Annotated in this window: 13 protein-coding genes; 7 read left to right on the forward strand and 6 right to left on the reverse strand. The window is 46.1% G+C overall.

Going from position 1 to position 17,257, the window contains the following annotated elements; all coding sequences use genetic code 11:
• Window positions 1–4: 4 nt before the first annotated feature.
• The 4 genes from GJS45_RS16590 to GJS45_RS16605 form a co-directional block, all read right to left on the reverse strand.
• Window positions 5–547 (reverse strand): NUDIX domain-containing protein, encoded by a 543-nt coding sequence (locus GJS45_RS16590; RefSeq protein WP_162342988.1) that lies wholly within the window; start codon window positions 545–547, stop codon window positions 5–7.
• Between the two features lie 58 nt (window positions 548–605).
• Window positions 606–1,088, reverse strand: coding sequence for an Lrp/AsnC family transcriptional regulator (locus tag GJS45_RS16595; RefSeq protein ID WP_162342989.1), 483 nt, complete (start codon window positions 1,086–1,088; stop codon window positions 606–608).
• Between the two features lie 210 nt (window positions 1,089–1,298).
• On the reverse strand, window positions 1,299–2,426 hold the full coding sequence (locus tag GJS45_RS16600) for a tetratricopeptide repeat protein (RefSeq protein ID WP_394366599.1): 1,128 nt from the start codon (window positions 2,424–2,426) through the stop codon (window positions 1,299–1,301).
• A 404-nt stretch (window positions 2,427–2,830) separates the two neighbouring features.
• On the reverse strand, window positions 2,831–4,012 hold the full coding sequence (locus GJS45_RS16605) for an NAD(P)-dependent oxidoreductase (RefSeq protein ID WP_162342991.1): 1,182 nt from the start codon (window positions 4,010–4,012) through the stop codon (window positions 2,831–2,833).
• Between the two features lie 386 nt (window positions 4,013–4,398).
• Here GJS45_RS16605 and GJS45_RS16610 point away from each other — a divergent pair, with 386 nt between their 5' ends.
• Complete coding sequence (locus tag GJS45_RS16610; RefSeq protein ID WP_162342992.1) at window positions 4,399–7,368, forward strand: glycosyltransferase family 117 protein; 2,970 nt, start codon at window positions 4,399–4,401, stop codon at window positions 7,366–7,368.
• A 183-nt stretch (window positions 7,369–7,551) separates the two neighbouring features.
• Here GJS45_RS16610 and GJS45_RS16615 read toward each other — a convergent pair whose 3' ends face one another.
• Window positions 7,552–8,343, reverse strand: coding sequence for a class I SAM-dependent methyltransferase (locus tag GJS45_RS16615; RefSeq protein ID WP_162342993.1), 792 nt, complete (start codon window positions 8,341–8,343; stop codon window positions 7,552–7,554).
• 74 nt (window positions 8,344–8,417) lie between these two features.
• Between GJS45_RS16615 and GJS45_RS16620 the strand changes: the two genes are divergently transcribed.
• The 3 genes from GJS45_RS16620 to GJS45_RS16630 are packed head-to-tail and all read left to right on the forward strand — an operon-like array spanning window position 8,418 to window position 11,659.
• The gene (locus GJS45_RS16620; RefSeq protein ID WP_235954820.1) at window positions 8,418–9,641 is read left to right on the forward strand and encodes a GWxTD domain-containing protein; all 1,224 of its coding nucleotides are present in this window, start codon (window positions 8,418–8,420) and stop codon (window positions 9,639–9,641) included.
• Entirely contained in the window at window positions 9,614–10,405 is a 792-nt protein-coding gene (rlmB, locus tag GJS45_RS16625; RefSeq protein ID WP_162342995.1) for a 23S rRNA (guanosine(2251)-2'-O)-methyltransferase RlmB, read from the forward strand. Before GJS45_RS16620 ends, rlmB begins: the two co-directional genes overlap by 28 nt.
• A 12-nt stretch (window positions 10,406–10,417) precedes the next feature.
• Window positions 10,418–11,659, forward strand: a complete 1,242-nt coding sequence (locus GJS45_RS16630) for a DNA recombination protein RmuC (RefSeq protein ID WP_162342996.1) — start codon at window positions 10,418–10,420, stop codon at window positions 11,657–11,659.
• On the opposite strand, the gene GJS45_RS16635 is transcribed toward GJS45_RS16630, so the two are convergent.
• Complete coding sequence (locus GJS45_RS16635) at window positions 11,656–12,300, reverse strand: SprT-like domain-containing protein (protein ID WP_162342997.1); 645 nt, start codon at window positions 12,298–12,300, stop codon at window positions 11,656–11,658. The genes GJS45_RS16630 and GJS45_RS16635 overlap by 4 nt on opposite strands.
• A 180-nt stretch (window positions 12,301–12,480) precedes the next feature.
• Here GJS45_RS16635 and GJS45_RS16640 point away from each other — a divergent pair, with 180 nt between their 5' ends.
• The 3 genes from GJS45_RS16640 to GJS45_RS16650 are packed head-to-tail and all read left to right on the forward strand — an operon-like array spanning window position 12,481 to window position 17,151.
• A complete protein-coding gene (locus GJS45_RS16640; RefSeq protein WP_162342998.1) occupies window positions 12,481–14,262 on the forward strand; it encodes an FAD-dependent oxidoreductase in 1,782 nt (593 codons plus the stop codon).
• Window positions 14,259–16,124 carry a 2-oxoacid:acceptor oxidoreductase subunit alpha gene (locus tag GJS45_RS16645; RefSeq protein WP_162342999.1) on the forward strand — a complete coding sequence of 622 codons (1,866 nt, stop codon included), beginning with the start codon at window positions 14,259–14,261 and terminating at the stop codon, window positions 16,122–16,124. Before GJS45_RS16640 ends, GJS45_RS16645 begins: the two co-directional genes overlap by 4 nt.
• Entirely contained in the window at window positions 16,099–17,151 is a 1,053-nt protein-coding gene (locus GJS45_RS16650) for a 2-oxoacid:ferredoxin oxidoreductase subunit beta (protein ID WP_162343000.1), read from the forward strand. Before GJS45_RS16645 ends, GJS45_RS16650 begins: the two co-directional genes overlap by 26 nt.
• Window positions 17,152–17,257: the final 106 nt, after the last annotated feature.

A 17,257-nucleotide genomic window follows, 5' to 3' on the forward strand; every position in this document is an offset into this window, starting at 1 on the left:
AATTCTAAATCATTTTTAACCGAATTGCCGTCTTTAATATGGCGGAAACACTGATAGCATCGGTAATATCACCCTGCATTACCAGTTGGAGTGCCTCCTTAAAGGGTAGCCGGCGAACCTGTAGGTCCTCAGTGGCATCAAACTCCGTTTCCCCTACAGTTAAATTCTCGGCGATAAATACAAACCCTACCTCATCGGTAATGGAATTAGACGTATGGATTTTCATCAGTTCGGTCCATTTACCTGCAGTAAGGCCGGTTTCTTCTTTTAATTCACGCCTGGCACTTTCCAGGATATCTTCTTCCAGTGGTCCTCCTCCCATGGGGATTTCCCAGGAATATTCGTCCAGTGTGTAACGAAATTGCCCTACCAGCCAGGTATGATTATCCTGATCGAGGGGCAGAATCCCAATTGCCCTATTTTTAAAATGCACCCGTCCGTAAATGCCTTCGGCACCCGTCGGTGCCAGTACCTGATGCTCCTCTACCTGCATCCAGGGATTGTCATATACTTCTACCGCCGAAATTTTAGTCCAGGGATTTTTCATAATGAAAAAAAGGGTGACCTTTAGCCACCCTTCGTCTATTTTTGTGTGAAATAAATACTTATGCAGGAATTGGCAGTACTTTGCTATCCTTGAATGTAGAAAGAATAACCATGGACTGCATGGAATCTACTTCTTTGATTTCACTCACCTGTTCTAACATCAGCTTCTGATAGGAATTGATGTCTTTGGAAATGATTTTCAAAATGAAATCTCCTGTTCCCGTAATGTGGTGACATTCAATCACCTCAGGGATTTGATCGATTTCTTTCATAAAGGCATCAATATTGCCTTTATTATGACCTATCAGCCCAACCAGCACGAATGTACTTACTCCCAATCCGATTTTTTCAGGATCCAATTTTGCGTGATAGCTTTTAATTATCCCGGATTGCTCCAACTTTTTTACCCGCTCCAACGTGGGTGCGGGAGACAAACCTATATCTTTTGAAAGCTGTGCATTCGTAATTTTTGCATTCGCTTGAAGGATCTCTAAAATCTTACGGTCGATTTTGTCAAATTTAACTTTAATGCTATTATCCATATTATAAAGAATTTACCGAATTATATGTGGTACAAAGGTAATCCAATTTAAATTTATTTTAAAGACATTTACGAAAAAAACGTAGGTACGGACGAAATATTGTTAGTAAATTATCGATCTAATTAAAATTATTGCTCTCAGTGTTTTGCAATTCCTTAAAAAAGATAACGTTCCTCTCGAATAGTCATGTTAAGAACGGTTTAGTCACCGTCAAAGTTTATTCTTTTTCAATAAGGCTCTTGCCTCCTTATGCGCAGGATGCTTCCGTTTCGCATGTTGCTTGACGGATTGTAAAAACCCCTTTGCGTCCGAGTTGTTGCCCTGCTCTAGGGAGATCTTACCCAATTGCAACAAGGCAAACAAATAATATCCACTTTCCTGAAAATCGAGTTCTTCTCCATAGGCCACTGTTTGCAGGTAATATTTTTTGGCGGTAGCGTACTGCCCCATTCTATCCAAATATTGTGCCGCAAAAAAAGAAGCATACCGACCGCTGTTGGCCTCGTAGCCGGTCCAGCCTGCTTCTATGCGTTCCAGGATTTTCAGGGAAACTTCCATCGCCTCTTTTGCTCTTCCGACAGCATAGAGCTGTCGGGCAAAAAAACGATGGAAATAGGGGTTGTTGGGATATTTTTCGTGTAAATAGGAAGTAATTTCCAGCGCTTTGAAAGGCTCCTTCTCTTCAGAAGCATACAGGCGGAAAAGGAAATATTGCGCCTCTACCCTGGCATAAAACGAATTCTCAGCCACTTCCTCCAGTTGTTGCAGCCCCAACTCCTGATCTCCCTTGGGAAACAACAACATGACCGGTCTTAACAGGGGATAATTTTCGGGTATCCAAACAGAAAAATAGTTGAACAGGGCATCACCCAGGAGCAATTCAGGATTCAACTCCTCTTCCCCTCTGCTCATCTCAAGGTAATTAAGGGCATTTTTCCCGGCAAAAGCAGCACTCGTCCAATTCCTCCTTTCGCTATACAGCCTTCCCTGAAAACCGTAAGCCGCTGCGAGGAAAAAGGCTGCCTCCTTGTTTTCCGGCTCCTCATCCAACAATGCTTCGGCTTTCTCAATAGTTCGGTCCATGTATTCCAGAAAAAGCGCATCGTGGCTTTTGTTTTCAGTGGCCACCGCAATCTTCCACCACTGACTAAGCCCCATAAGGAAATAGGGCAGCGGGTGTTCAGGGTAGGTGTAACGCATCACCTGAAAACCGCGCTCAGCACGCTCAAAGTCAAAATTATACATGCTGTTGACAGCATCTGTAATGCGGAATTGCAGGCCCCTATCCAGCAACAAGTAAGAACTTTTTGGCTCTCCGATTTGAGTCAAGGCTTCCATCTGCGCCCGCACCGGAGAGGCGAACAGCAAAGCAGTTGACAACAAGACTATGGTAAGGTAAATAGGGTAAACTTTCAATTTCAGGATAATTTTAACAAATGCGCTCTGAATACATACAGGTATACACAAGAGGGTAAACAAAAGCCAACTCCAATTAATTTCGAATCGGTTATTTTTTTTATGCGTGCAAACACAAAGCCCTTGATTCCGGAAAAAGGAGCTCTTTCATAAAGACCGCCCGCTCTTTTCAAAAACGGTTAAAAAAACGAATAGGTTGTTATGATACCAACAAAACGGTGTCAAAAATGACTGCTGAAAAAACAGACCCATTAGACCAAAATCACATGAAATGCAATCCTGGCCAATGGATCTGTAAACAGCAATAAGATAAAAAAATTAACAGCTTACCTTCTAACCGGCTCCTTGTGGGCACCCTGTTCTGCCAGGGTACTTTTCCAGGCAGTCAATGCCAGGGAATCCGGTATATTGATATCGTCAAAAGTGATTAATTCTCCTTGTTCAACATTCCTTTTCAGTTGAACTTTACTGAGTAAGCCGATAGGCACATGCTCCGGGCAGTCTTTGATTTTTAGCGCTTCTCCCCGTACTTCCATGCTACCAATGCCCTTATCTATTACCGAACCTGAGGTTAAATCCTTTTTCGCGATCGCTCCCACGCTAATAGTAGGTGCCACCCCATTGTCCAGCAAAATTTCATCGTGATTGACCAAATTAAGAATGCTATTTGGTATCTCAAAAAAGCAAAGGTGCATGGGCTTGTACAACAAATAGAAAGGCCCCTCACCCATCTTGTAGGTTTTCAGCTCAGCGGCCAGGTCTTCCTGATGGGTGGCAGTAATGAATACACCCGGAGGGGATTCCCTGGAAATAATGTAGTCGCTAATAATTTTATTTTCCTTTTGGGCGATTTCTCCCAATGCGAAAGCACCTTTTTCAAAGTCCGAAGTTTCGTATCCTACCAGCCCTTGCTGGATTATATCCAGCCCTAAACCATTGGCAATCAAGGCCTGCTCAATTTGCAATTTCGTTCCATCGGTAAAGGAAGTAACTGAACTAAGACTGTACCCCTGCTTCTGACCCCAAAACAACATGTCTTCCAGGGAAGGATTCTGGTTTAAAAACCCTTTTATATTTCCGTAGACCAACGGCGCAAAACCCATTTGTACCACTTCTTTGTTCAGGGCTGCCAAACAACCCGGCTGGTCGCCATTTGCCTCCGTAATGACACCTCTTTTGGAAAGCCAGGAACCGGTCACTACCTGCGTGTCCGCATCCATGGTTACCACAGGTAACCCAAATTGAAACGCTTTGTCAATAACCTCCGTAGAATAAACGGGATCCCCTGTGCTAACAACGATAAGATCGGAAGATTCCAGAAGCTTTTCAGGAACCAATGTCAAAAAGTCCTGACTGACCCCAAGATCATCGATCGTCCCGCTTCTCCTCGTCAAAACTCCGGAGAGTACCATGTCCTCTCTGCGGGAAATCAGTTTCGCTAGTCCTCTGCCGATACCTCCCGTACCGACAATTCCTATTTTTAATTTTTTGCTGTTCTTTTTTTTCATAAAACAAAAATTTTCTGCTGCTTTTTTTATGATGATGTAAAGGTAAATAAAAAAATTTAAAAATCATTTTATTGTATTTAAAATACATAAAAAATATTTTAAAAATCTGTATTTTTAAATAGGAGCAATCAGCCGAGCCATGCGTTTCTACTAACTTTTCAGCCGGAATTTTCTATATTTTAAGTGTTAATAACTTAAAAAAACACCTAATTATAAAATTTTATTTGGAATCGTAGCCATCAAAATAAAATAAAATATTTTATTTTTTGATCGGATACACCATCAATAGAGAGGTCCGCGCACCGCTCAAATCTTTAAATTAAGTTAAATCATCCTTTATTACTGATAAATTTTTTATTTTCGCTTTTCAAATACAAACCATTCACATGCCTACATATTCCAAGGTAAATAACCTAACGGGCTGGACCGCCTTCCTGATTGCATTTATCACCTACTTGTTAACCATAGAGGAAACGGCAAGTTTTTGGGATCCAGGTGAATTCATCGCTGTGGCGTATAAACTCCAGGTTCCGCACCCCCCGGGTGCTCCCTTTTTCCTGCTAATTTACCGCATGTTCGGATTTTTGGCTTTTGGAGAGGGCTTGGATGTGGCCTATTGGATGAATGTGGGAAGTGCGCTTTTTTCTGCATTTACCATTTTATTTCTTTTTTGGACAATTACCCTTCTGGGAAGAAAGCTGTACGGGATTTCTGCAGAAACCGAACCGGCTAAAGAACAAACAATCGCTTTAATGGGTGCTGGATTGATTGGTGCCCTTGCTTATACCTTTTCAGACAGCTTTTGGTTTTCCGCGGTAGAAGCAGAGGTATATGCGATGTCTTCCTTTTTTACCGCGATAGTCATCTGGGCTTTTCTAAAATGGGACGTGATCAGGGATCCAAGGGCAGAAAACCAGTACATGATCTTCATTGCCTACCTGGTGGGTCTATCCATTGGTGTCCATCTACTAAACCTGGTCACCCTACCTGCACTGGCGCTGGTAGTCTATTTCAAAAAATACAAGCAGCACACCTTAAAGGGAGGTATTATCGCCTTTCTCCTTGGAGGAGTGGCCCTGGTTATCATTAATAATATTATTATTCCCGGACTACCCAGCATTGCGGGGTCCATCGAAATATTTTTTGTGAACAGTCTTGGCCTGCCATTCGGATCCGGGATTATTTTCTTTACGATTTTGTTTCTAGGTGGATTGACCTATGCCCTACTCTATTCTTATAAGCGAGAAAAGGTAATTTTAAATACTATTTTGATTTCCCTGACTTTTATCCTTATCGGATACGGGTCCTATGCCCTGATCGTCATTAGGGCTAACGCTGATACCGTTATCAACGAAAATGACCCCCGGGATATCATCAGTTTTGTCAGCTACCTCAAAAGGGAGCAATATGGTTACCGGCCACTGCTTCACGGGCAATATTTCACAGCAGAAGTCATCGATCAGGTCGAGGGAGAACCCGTCTATGCGAAAGGAGATGAAAAATACGAGGTCGTCGATTATCAATTGGAAAACATTTACGAACCGGAGAAAAAAACCATCCTGCCCCGAATTTATTCTACCCAGGAACGGCACAAGCAGCTCTATCGCTCGAAGCTTGGTTTGAGAGAAGGCGAGGATCCTACCTTTTTTGACAATATCTATTTTATGATAGACCACCAGCTGGGCCATATGTACTGGCGGTATTTTATGTGGAATTTCAGTGGCCGGGAGAGTGACTTCAGTGATGCTCCCTATTTGAGTATCTTTTCCAGTATTCAGACGGATTTTCCCGAATACATACAAAACAACAAGGCGCATAACAACTATTACATGCTTCCCTTATTATTAGGGCTGATCGGCATGTTTTTTCAGGCCAGAATGGATCCCAAATCCTTTTACCTTACCCTAATGCTCTTTCTGATGATGGGGGCGGTACTGGTCCTTTACCTTAATTCCCCTCCGGTAGAACCGCGGGAAAGGGATTATATTTACGTGGGCTCGTTCTATGCATTTGCCATTTGGATGGGTTTTGGGGTACTGGCCATCCGGCAACAGTTACTGAAACTGAAAAAAGGCCTGGCAATGGCTGGCATGTATGCGGCACTGATCACCTTGCCGATACCCATTTTGATGGCCGGAGAAAATTGGAACGACCATGATCGCTCTGATAGGTATTTCTCCGTAGATGCTGCCAGAAATTTTCTGGCTTCTTGTGAGCCGAATGCCATTCTATTTACCGGTGGCGACAATGACACCTTTCCCCTGTGGTACGTACAGGAGGTAGAAGGATTCAGAACAGATGTGCGGGTCATTGTACTAAGTTATTTTGACACGGATTGGTACGTGAAGCAGATGGCCCGGCCAGTTAATGAATCTGCAGCACTGGACTTTACCCTGCAATTTGATAATTACAAAAAAGGCACGAATGATGTCCTCTACATTACCGATCGTCTGGAAAGTTTACCATTGGTGGACTATCTGAAATTGCTGAAAAATAATAGCGAATTGCTTAAACTTTCCAATAGTCGAGCAAGCAACATCAATACCGTGCCTTCCCGAAACCTGACCCTACCCATCAACCAGAATCGGGTAGATTCACTGGATGTCGTTCCGGAAGCATTTAGAAACCTGAGGATCCCCCAGCTAAATATTCGGCTTCGCGGCAATTATGTCACCAAAGGTACACTTATGCTGCTCGATCTGATTGCCACAAATAACTGGGAACGCCCCATTTACTTTAACAACACCTCCCTGGCCACGATCGGCTTTGACATGAGCCAGCATGTGGTCATGGAAGGACTTACCTATCGGCTTCTACCCATCCAAAAACCAGATAATCAGGAAGAACTGGTAAATACGGAACTGGCCTATGAAAATGTCATGGAGAATTTTGCCTTCCGGGGTATGAATAATCCCGATAACTATTTCGATGATGAGTTCCGACGCTTTACCTCCAATCACCGGAGTGTGTTAAACAGCATCACCATTGCCTTAATGGATGAAAAGGACTTGCAAAGAGCAGAGGACATTATGCGATTAAGCCTGGAAAAATTTCCGCATGAGGCCATTCCTTATGACCTGGCCAGCGGGCAGTCCGTACCACTTCTGTTAGAATTGGGAATGGAGGAAGAAGCCTTACATGTGGTCAATGAAATGGCTAAACGATCCATAGAAATGTTGGATTTTTATCAGGAAACCGAAAGAGCTATGGACCGGGAAGCGTCTATTTCCATGGAGATGCTCAACTATTTTATCCGCCTTCTTAGGGAACAGGGATATGAGGAAAAAGCGGATCAACTTCAGGTGGAATTTGAACGGCTCTTTGGAAATGATAGCAACCGCCTGCAGCGAAGGTAACGATAGGCTCCATTCGACTGCTGCTTCAGATGCAATGAGGTGAGGGCAATAAAGTGCTCTATTTGATAATAAGCACAAAGGGAAGGGCAGATAGCCCTTCCCTTTGTGGTATTGAAACGACTCATAGGATTACACGCGGAAAGTGACTGTACCGGTTTACTCTGTTTGTAAAAAAGGCATCGCCTAGCTTTCCGTTTTCGGCTTTTTATAAAGGATATAAAAAAGATCCAACGCCTTTTCCGGATCGTCTACCAATAGGTAATCTTCATGGCTAATCTCTTCCACCGCTTTCCCTTGACTTTGGTGCAATTTGTTTCGGTTAAACCGGTTAGCTAGTTCGTACGGAATTTTCAAAAGGCTGGCTGGCAAACGGTATTGAAGGTTAAGGAAGTCCCAACGGGTGATCTTTTCTACGGAGTTTTTATTGGCATCGTAATACTGCCAAACCTTATCATTTCCTCCAATGCCTTTGGCCTCCACCACATCGAATATCGCCGCACAGCGTTCCTTTAATTGGTCCGGCGTGTATTCTCGGATATGCCAGGGGTTTCTGGAAAGGGAAAATCGAATATTAGGGGTCGAAATCAAGGCCCGACCGCCTGGCTTCAACACACGGTATATTTCTTCCAGGTACCAGCGGTCATCCTCAATGTGTTCAATGACCTGAAAACTGACTACCGAATCAAAGGAAGCATCCTGCAAAGTGGAAAGGGGAGGCAAATGGGCTTGCTCAAAGGTATAATCAGGATATTTCTTTTTTAACCTGTCTAAAATTTCTCCTATCTTGTCAATCCCATGATACGTATCGACCAAGGGTCCCAGGGCCGCCACTCCCCTGCCTTCACCGCATCCGATTTCCAGCAAATGGCCGGAAACGTAGGATTTGGCCACAATGTAGGCTTTGAATAGGCGTTGATGTATGGGGTTATCACTTATCAACTTATCGGAAGTAATTTCCGTTGTATAGGTAGCCATTTAAAATTTCTTTATTTTGAACAAAATTAAGGTTAATTTTTAAACCAACTATGGAAATAACAAAGTCATTGCTCATGAGAAACATTATTGCATGTTTGGCTGTATGTTGCTTCTTCACCCTCTCCGCACATGCACAAAACAACCTTCAAAGTATTAACCAAAGCCTACGGTATTCCAGGTATTCCCGGATTTCATTAAAAGTAATCCCCATAAAAACGGCCGAAAGAACCTATACCCTACAAATGGTCGTTGAAAAAATTGAGGAAGAACCCAATTTTGAGGATTACTTGTTTTCGTATGCTATTGTCGGGGGATTCGAACAGGAGATTTCGGACGAACAGATCATTGCCTTGGACAGGGACCTGCTAAAAGCCGATACAGACCGGCATTTCTACTTTGAAGAAACCGTGGAAATACCTGCTTCTCAGGAAGCAGCCTACGTAGTGTTCCAGGCGCAGGATACCCGGCAAGAGGACCAATACGTCTATCACGCCGACCTTATAAGTCCATTTGTGCCCGAGCAGCCTGATTTTGGTGCTTATTTTGGGAATGACATCCCCTTTGATCAGAATTTTCTGAATGTAGACGAGTCCTTGTTATTCAGGAAAGAACAGGGTGTCAACTTACATCGGTATTACTATCCTCAGGAATTCCCACTTCCCTTGCCTCCCATGGAAACCAAAGCTCCCGAAGTGCCCAGAGAAACAGAAGTAATGGACGAAGGTAGTTTTTTGGTGAATGTGCCCGTTCCTTTCGATAAGTCCGGATATTACTTCATCCAGGGAGATACCAGTTCGCCGACGGGCCTGCTAATAAAGACGGTTAACAAGACCTTTCCCCGGGTAGCTACCTGGGAAGAAATGATCGAAATGGTCACCTACATATCCACCCGAAAGGAGCACGAGACCTTGCTGGAAGCCGAAAACAAAAAAACAGCACTGGACGAATACTGGATACGGATGACCCGGGATGAGGAAACTGCCAAAACCTTGATTAAAGAATACTTTCGACAGGTGGAGTTTGCCAATATCCTATTTACTGATTTTAAGGAAGGCTGGGCCACCGACAGGGGCATGGTATACATCGTCATGGGGCCGCCGCAGGAGGTGTACTTTGATGTGGATAAAGAAAGCTGGGTTTATCAGGCACAGGATTCAAATTCAAAAATAACCTTTACCTTTGCGCGAGTAAAAAATATGTTAACCCCCAATTATTATACATTGAACCGGTCAAGGGCCTATCAGCCCATCTGGTTCAAAACCATTACAGCATGGAGAAACGGAAGGATGGTTTTCTGATCAACCGAGATGAAAACCCTAAAGATTACATTTTTGGAATCAGGCCGATATTGGAAGCCTTTCACGCCGGTCAGGAAATCGATAAATTACTGGTAAACAAAGAACTGAAAGGTGACCTTTTAAAGGAAGTAGTGACACTGGCCCGGGAAAAAAACGTCCCCATCACAAAGGTGCCGGAAACCAAACTCAATCGGATTACCCGAAAAAATCACCAGGGAGTAATTGCTTACATGGGTGCCATTTCCTATGCTTCCTGGGAGAATGTGGTAGATGCCTGCTACAATAAAGGCCAGGCACCCCTGATCCTGCTATTGGATCGCATTACGGATGTTAGAAATTTCGGTGCCATCGCCCGTACGGCAGAAGTCGCCGGGGTACATGGAATCATCATCCCCGAAAAAAGTAGTGCTCAGATAAGTTCGGATGCCGTGAAAACTTCTGCCGGCGCGCTGAATTTTCTCCCTGTGAGTCGGGTCAGAAACCTGTACTATACCCTCAAAGACCTGAAAAAATTGGGCTTAAACGTGGTCGGAGTCACGGAAAAAACTCACCGAACGATCTATCAAGCCGATTTTTCGGCACCAACTGCACTGGTCATGGGCTCTGAAGAAGACGGGATATCCGATGAATTATTAGGCCTTTGTGATGAATTTGTAAAAATACCTGTGTTGGGTCAGGTTGCCAGCCTCAACGTGTCCGTAGCGGCAGGGGTGGCTATTTACGAAGCCATCCGGCAACGGAGCTTGCCCGATCCGCAGGTCTAAATCAGCCTGATAATGGAAACTTCAAACCTGTTGTTCCTTTGTCTGGCCGGAGTAGGAGTTCTTTCCTGGCTGCTATTCAAAGCTACCGCCAAAAACAAAGCACTGGAAGAACGTCTGAGGCTGATGGAGCGGCAACAACTGGAACAGGAATTGGAAAAAAAACACCAGGACAATCAGGCCAAGCTACTTCAGGAAAAACTTCAGTTTCAGGAAACCGAAATGGAAAAGATGGGAAAGCGATTCCAACAGGAATTTGAATTGCTATCCAACAGAATACTGGAAGAAAAATCAAAAAAGTTCACCTTTCAGAACCAGGAAAACATTACCCGTATCCTACAGCCCCTAAGCAAAGACCTGGAAGCCTTTCGCAAACAGGTGCAGGAGACCTACACCCAGGAGGCTAAGGAGCGCTTTTCACTCGAAAACCGGGTTCGGGAGTTAGCCCAACTGAACCAAAAAATCAGCCAGGAAGCCCAAAACCTGACCAACGCCCTGAAAGGAAATTCCAAACTCAGGGGAAACTGGGGAGAAGCCATACTCGAAACCATATTACAAAACTCGGGATTAGAAAAAAACCGGCACTATAGCGTACAGGAATTTCTGAGGGATGAGGCGGGCAATCCCCTCCTGGGCATGGACGGCAAAAAAATGCAGCCCGATGTGATCATCCACTATCCGGATGACAAAAAGGTCATCATCGATAGCAAGGTCTCCCTGCTAGCCTACGAGCAATACTGTAGCGAAGACAAGGAAGCGGATCAACAGAGCCTCCTGAACCAACATGTGAAAGCCATCAAAACACACATTGATCAATTGGCAGCCAAACAATACGAAGCTTATGCCCGGGCACTGGATTTCGTAATCATGTTTGTTCCACTGGAAGCGGCCTACATGGTTGCCATACAGGCCGATGAGCGCCTTTGGGAATATGCCTACAAAAAGCGGGTATTGCTCATCAGTAGCAGTAACCTGATCGCGGCACTGAAACTAATAAAAGATCTTTGGATCCGGGATGACCAAACGAAAAATGCCCTGGAAATCGCTGAAAGAGGAGGACGAATGTTTGATAAATTTGCCTCCTTTCTTAAGAGCCTGGAAGAAATCGGACGCCACCTGGACCGCTCGCAGGAAAGTTACCAGACTGCCCTGAAGCAACTAAAAACCGGCAAAGGAAACCTGGTTTCTCAGGCGGAAAAATTAAAAACCCTGGGCATCAATGCCCGAAACCAACTGCCCGGCAGCCGGCAGGACTAAAAGGGCTCCTCCGGACCTTCCTCCACCAGGGTCACTTCGGCATGACGGGAGATCAGGTATTTTCTCCCTGTGGACCGCTCCAGACACAGCACCCTGCTTCGCTTGGTTTCCAACTTTTCAAAAACCCTTCGTTTTAACCCAAAAGTAGTTCCCGGCTTCAGGTCCCCCAGGAGTAGCCCCGGAACCTTACCGGGAAGCGTATCATACTTTTTTAATTCTTTCATCAAAAAGTAATCGGCACCGGTGCTGGCTTTAGGATTTTTCAGATGCAGTCGAAGAGGTATTAAAACATCTCTGGGAAAAACGGTAATTTCAAGCATGGGTTCCATCAAAAGCCGAAAAGTCCGCTTCCACTCCGGACCATGAGGCTTGATTCCCCGACGCTCAAAGTTTCGAAATACGCGATGATGGGCAATTTCATGAATCAGGGTAATCAAAAATTGATAGGGATTCAGATCGTGATTGATCGTGATCTTTTGAGTCTTTTGGTCCTTTCTATACCGGAAATCTCCCAATTTGGAAGACCTGGACCGGCTAATTACCAGTTCAAATGGATCTTCTTTCCACAACGAAAAGCAATAAGCTACCGATCCGGCGGGCAATTTACTGCCCAGTTTCTGATTCCAATTATCCAGCGTCATATGCCATTTTTCTGCCAGCCAAAATTAGTCCTTTTTAAGGAAGTTATAAAATAAAAAATCAGCCCTCACACCCGTCAATTAGGAGTCTGAACAAATTATTTGGTCATTCATTTGTTTTGATGACTTTATTTTACAAAATTATTCTGCGATAAGTAGAAAGAAGAATAAACCCAGAATGCCATGAAACCTACCGATACCCGCGATCCGGAGTATTACCACAAAGTGGTGGACTGCCAGTACGCTTGTCCGGCGCACACCCCGGTGCCGGAGTACATCCGTAAAATTGCCGCAGAAAAGTACACCGAAGCCTATATGATCAATTGGGAATCCAATGTGTTCCCGGGAATTCTGGGCCGAACCTGTGACCGCCCCTGCGAGCCAGCCTGTAGGCGGGGCCGGGTGGAAGAAGAACCGGTAGCCATCTGCCGCCTGAAACGAGTAGCCGCCGACCAAAAAGGGGACGTGCTATCCCTCATGCCACATGCACCCTTTCCGGCAAACGGAAAGAAAATTGCCCTGATTGGAGGAGGGCCTGCTTCCCTGACCGTTGCCCGGGACCTGGCACCATTGGGATATGAAATCCATCTATTTGACGAACAAATTGCCGGTGGAGGCATGATGCGCAGTCAGATCCCTGCTTTCCGCCTACCTGAAGAAGTGCTAAACGAGGAGGTGGGGTATATTCTAAAGTTGGGTATTCACACCCAATTTATGACCTATGTAGAAAGTCTGAAAGAAGTATTGGACCAAAATTACGATGCGGTCTTTGTGGGCACCGGTGCTCCCAGAGGAAGGGATTTACCGAAACTGCCCGGCAGAAAAGAAGGGGATGCGTTCATTCACATTGGTATTGAATGGCTTGCCAGCGTGGCCTTCGAGCATGTAGATAAAATTGGCAAAAAAGTAATCGTATTGGGAGGCGGCAATACAGCCATGGACTGCTGCCGCACTTCCAGAAGGCTGGGGGGCGAACACGTGAAAGTGGTCGTAAGAAGCCCTTTTAAAGACATGAAAGCTTCCCCCTGGGAAAAAGAAGATGCCCAACACGAGGACGTAGCCATTCTGGACAACCACGTGCCGCTGAGTTTTGAAGTGGAAAACGGAAAACTAACCGGAATGAAATTCCAACGAGTAAAGGCCCATTACGACGATAAGGGTAAACGAAAACTCATACCTACCGGAGAACCGGATGTATTTATCGAAGCGGATGAGGTGTTAATCGCCATCGGCCAGGAAAACAGCTTTCCCTGGATCGAACGGGATATAGGATTGGAATTTGACGAATGGGAAATGCCCGTCGTGGATAAGGTCACCTTTCAGTCAACCCATCCCAAGGTGTTTTTTGGCGGAGACGCAGCTTTTGGGCCGGAAAATGTAATCACGGCCGTGGCTCATGGCCATCAGGCAGCCGTATCCATGCACCAGTTTTGTCAGCAAAAAGACCTTCACCAAAGACCAGCTCCCTACACCAACCTATTCAGTACCAAGATGGGCATTCACGAATGGAGCTACGACAGTCCGGTTACCATAGACCAGCGCTACCTGGTTCCTCAGGCCCAAAAATCCATCACGTTAGTAGATAGACGAAAAGAGGTGGAATTGGGATTTGACCCTCCTACTGGCTACAAAGAAGCCCAACGCTGTCTGAACTGCGATGTGCAAACCGATTTTACTGCCGACCGTTGCATTGAGTGCGATGCCTGTATGGACATCTGTCCCACTTCCTGCATTACTTTTACCGGAAATGAAGCGGATGAAGACCGACTCCGGGAAAAGCTCCTTGTTCCCGCCGAGAATAAATCCCAGGACATTCTGGTCTCCGAAACCTTAAAAACAGGAAGGGTAATGGTAAAGGATGAGGACGTTTGCCTGCATTGCGGCCTTTGCGCCGAAAGGTGTCCCACCTCTGCCTGGGACATGCAGCAATTTTTCTATAGTGTTACCAAAGCAGAAAACGTATGACTATTTCCAGTTCTCTCCCCCGACCGGAGGCGCGGGTAAATGATTTTGTAGCCCGATTTGCCAATGTCAACGGAACCGGGTCGGCCAGTGCCAATTTTCTATTTGCCAAGGCCATCTTTCGAATGGGCATCCCCGTCACTCCCAAAAATATCTTCCCTTCCAACATTCAGGGATTACCAACCTGGTATGAGGTACGGGTAAGCGAAAAAGGATACCTGGGACGAAGGGAAGGAATCGATCTGCTGGTGGCCGTAAACGCCCAAAGCATGAAACAGGACATTACCAGTGTGCGCGAAGGGGGTTACCTGATGTACGACAGCACCAAAAAACTGGCTCCGGACCTAATCCGGGATGACATTCATTACCTGGGTGTACCCATGATGGAACTAGCCAATGAACAATTCAGCAACCCCAGGCAGCGACAATTATTTAAGAATATTATTTACGTAGGCGCATTGGCGGTTTTACTGCAAATCGAGTTTTCGGTATTGGAAACCCTATTGAAAGAACAGTTTGCCGGTAAGGAAAAACTCATTGCCCCCAATCTGAAGGCTCTGAAGCTGGGCATGGACTATGCCCGGGAGCATTTTGATTACCCCCTGGATTTTTATCTGGAGAGACGGGATTTGATCGGAAATAAAATCATGGTGGATGGCAATACCGCCTGCGGTCTGGGTGCCGTTTATGGCGGTGCCACGGTGATGGCCTGGTATCCCATTACACCTTCCACTTCGGTTGCAGAAGCCTTCGAAAAATATGCTTCCAAGTACCGGGTCGATCCGATAACAGGCAAAAACCAATACGCCGTGGTGCAGGCGGAGGATGAACTAGCCGCCATGGGTATGGTAATCGGGGCTAACTGGAATGGAGCGAGGGCGCTTACCGCTACCAGCGGACCTGGGGTTTCCCTGATGAACGAATTCATCGGTCTGGCTTATTTTGCCGAAGTGCCTGCCGTACTTATAGACGTGCAACGAGCAGGCCCTAGTACGGGTATGCCCACGCGAACCCAACAATCGGATATCACCCTTGCTGCCAATGCATCGCACGGGGACAGCAAACATCCCCTGCTTTTTCCCTCCACCCCAAAGGAATGTTTCGAGATGACAGCGGAATGCTTTGACCTGGCAGATCGCCTTCAAACGCCCATCATCCTGATGACTGACCTGGACCTGGGTATGAACGACCACATGAGTGAACCCTTTCAATGGGAAAAGGACCGGAAATACGACCGGGGAAAGGTACTGAATAAAGAAGAGCTGGATGCCATGGGCCGTTATGGCCGTTACCTGGACCAGGAAGGAGATGGGATTCCCTACCGCACGTATCCGGGCACCCACCCCACCAAAGGTGCTTTTACCACCCGGGGAACCTCCCGGGACGAGTATGCCGTCTATACCGAGGACAGTGCGGCCTACAAGAGAAATATGGACCGATTGCTGGTAAAATGGGAAACCGCCAAATCACTCGTACCGAAACCTCAACTGTATCAGGAAACAAACCAAAGCGATTGGGGCATGTTGTTTTTTGGAACGTCTGCCTTCTCTTCAGAAGAGGCACGTGACCTGCTGGCCGCCAGGGAAATCCCATTGGATGCCCTGCGCATCAAGGCATTCCCCTTCGGAAAAGAAACGGAGGCCTTTATCCACTCCCACCAACTGGTATTTGTCATCGAACAAAACCGGGACGGACAAATGCGCAGTCTGCTCATTCAGGAGATGCAACACGATCCCCATCGGCTGGTATCGATTCTGAATTACGATGGCATGCCCATTACTGCCGACCAGATCGCTCTGAAAATCGCCGATTATTTAAAACAAAAAAACGCTGTGCCCCATGACCTATCTGAAACCCTTATTTAGACATCCCCGCTTACCTAAAAACAAACTGGGGTACACCCTCAAAGAATATGAGGGCGGCATTTCCACCCTATGTGCCGGGTGCGGACATGATAGCATCAGCGCTACCATCGTGCAGGCCTGTTTCGAATTGGCCATTGAACCCCATCTGGTAGCAAAAATCTCCGGAATCGGCTGCTCTTCCAAAACCCCTGCTTATTTTCTGGGAAATTCCCACGGGTTTAATTCCGTGCATGGAAGAATGCCGTCCGTAGCCACCGGAGCCAATATGGCCAATAAAAACATGGTGTACTTTGGCGTTTCCGGTGATGGGGACACCGCCTCGATCGGGATGGGCCAGTTCGTCCATGCCATCCGCCGAAATCTGAACATGGTGTATATCGTGATGAATAACGGCTGCTACGGCCTGACCAAAGGACAGGATTCGGCCACGGCAGACGTGGGGTCGGCTAGTAAATCTGGCCACATCAACCCCTTTCAGCCGGTAGATCTCGCCAGCCTGGCGGTGGATTTAGGTGCCACCTTCGTTGCCCAAAGTTTCAGCGGAGACAAACAGCAACTGGTTCCTCTCATCAAAGCCGCCATCCAACACCAGGGACTGGCCTTTATCAACGTGATGTCGCCCTGTGTCACCTTCAACAATAATCCCGGATCCACCAAATCCTACGATTACGTGAGGGAGCACATGCATGCCACGGGAAAGACGGACTTTGTACCCCAGGAAAAATCCATTCAAGCAAGCTATGCCGAGGGAACGGACACGGCAGTAACGCTTCACGATGGGTCAGTCATGAGTCTCCACAAGCTGGCTCCGGATTGGGACCCCGAAGACCGGCTTTCCGCCGTTAATGCCATGCAGCAGGCACGTGCGAAAAACGAAATCCTCACCGGTTTGCTGTACATTCATACCGGATATGGGGATTTGCACAAAATCCTGAACACGACGGATACGGCATTGAACCGCCTGAACGAAAAAAGCCTTTGCCCGGGTCAAAAAACACTGGATACCATCAACGCAGGCCTACGCTAATCCGTCATTTCTTTCAGTGCTGAACGCCAAAATTTCCCGGTCATATGCAGGGAACGGTGATTTAAATATAAATTTAAATTATGCTTTTTATAATAAACATAAATAA

It is taken from the genome of Cyclobacterium salsum (assembly GCF_010119245.1).
GTDB classification, from domain to species: Bacteria; Bacteroidota; Bacteroidia; order Cytophagales; family Cyclobacteriaceae; genus Cyclobacterium; species Cyclobacterium salsum.

Bases quoted from the DNA above. Each gene is read 5' to 3' on its own strand.
- GJS45_RS16590 (WP_162342988.1), bottom strand. From the start codon at position 547: ATGAAAAATCCCTGGACTAAAATTTCGGCGGTAGAAGTATATGACAAT.
- GJS45_RS16640 (WP_162342998.1), top strand. From the start codon at position 12,481: ATGAAACCTACCGATACCCGCGATCCGGAGTATTACCACAAAGTGGTG.
- GJS45_RS16595 (WP_162342989.1), bottom strand. From the start codon at position 1,088: ATGGATAATAGCATTAAAGTTAAATTTGACAAAATCGACCGTAAGATT.
- GJS45_RS16650 (WP_162343000.1), top strand. From the start codon at position 16,099: ATGACCTATCTGAAACCCTTATTTAGACATCCCCGCTTACCTAAAAAC.
- GJS45_RS16615 (WP_162342993.1), bottom strand. From the start codon at position 8,343: ATGGCTACCTATACAACGGAAATTACTTCCGATAAGTTGATAAGTGAT.
- GJS45_RS16620 (WP_235954820.1), top strand. From the start codon at position 8,418: ATGAGAAACATTATTGCATGTTTGGCTGTATGTTGCTTCTTCACCCTC.
- rlmB (WP_162342995.1), top strand. From the start codon at position 9,614: ATGGAGAAACGGAAGGATGGTTTTCTGATCAACCGAGATGAAAACCCT.
- GJS45_RS16635 (WP_162342997.1), bottom strand. From the start codon at position 12,300: ATGACGCTGGATAATTGGAATCAGAAACTGGGCAGTAAATTGCCCGCC.
- GJS45_RS16605 (WP_162342991.1), bottom strand. From the start codon at position 4,012: ATGAAAAAAAAGAACAGCAAAAAATTAAAAATAGGAATTGTCGGTACG.
- GJS45_RS16645 (WP_162342999.1), top strand. From the start codon at position 14,259: ATGACTATTTCCAGTTCTCTCCCCCGACCGGAGGCGCGGGTAAATGAT.
- GJS45_RS16600 (WP_394366599.1), bottom strand. From the start codon at position 2,426: ATGGAAGCCTTGACTCAAATCGGAGAGCCAAAAAGTTCTTACTTGTTG.
- GJS45_RS16630 (WP_162342996.1), top strand. From the start codon at position 10,418: ATGGAAACTTCAAACCTGTTGTTCCTTTGTCTGGCCGGAGTAGGAGTT.
- GJS45_RS16610 (WP_162342992.1), top strand. From the start codon at position 4,399: ATGCCTACATATTCCAAGGTAAATAACCTAACGGGCTGGACCGCCTTC.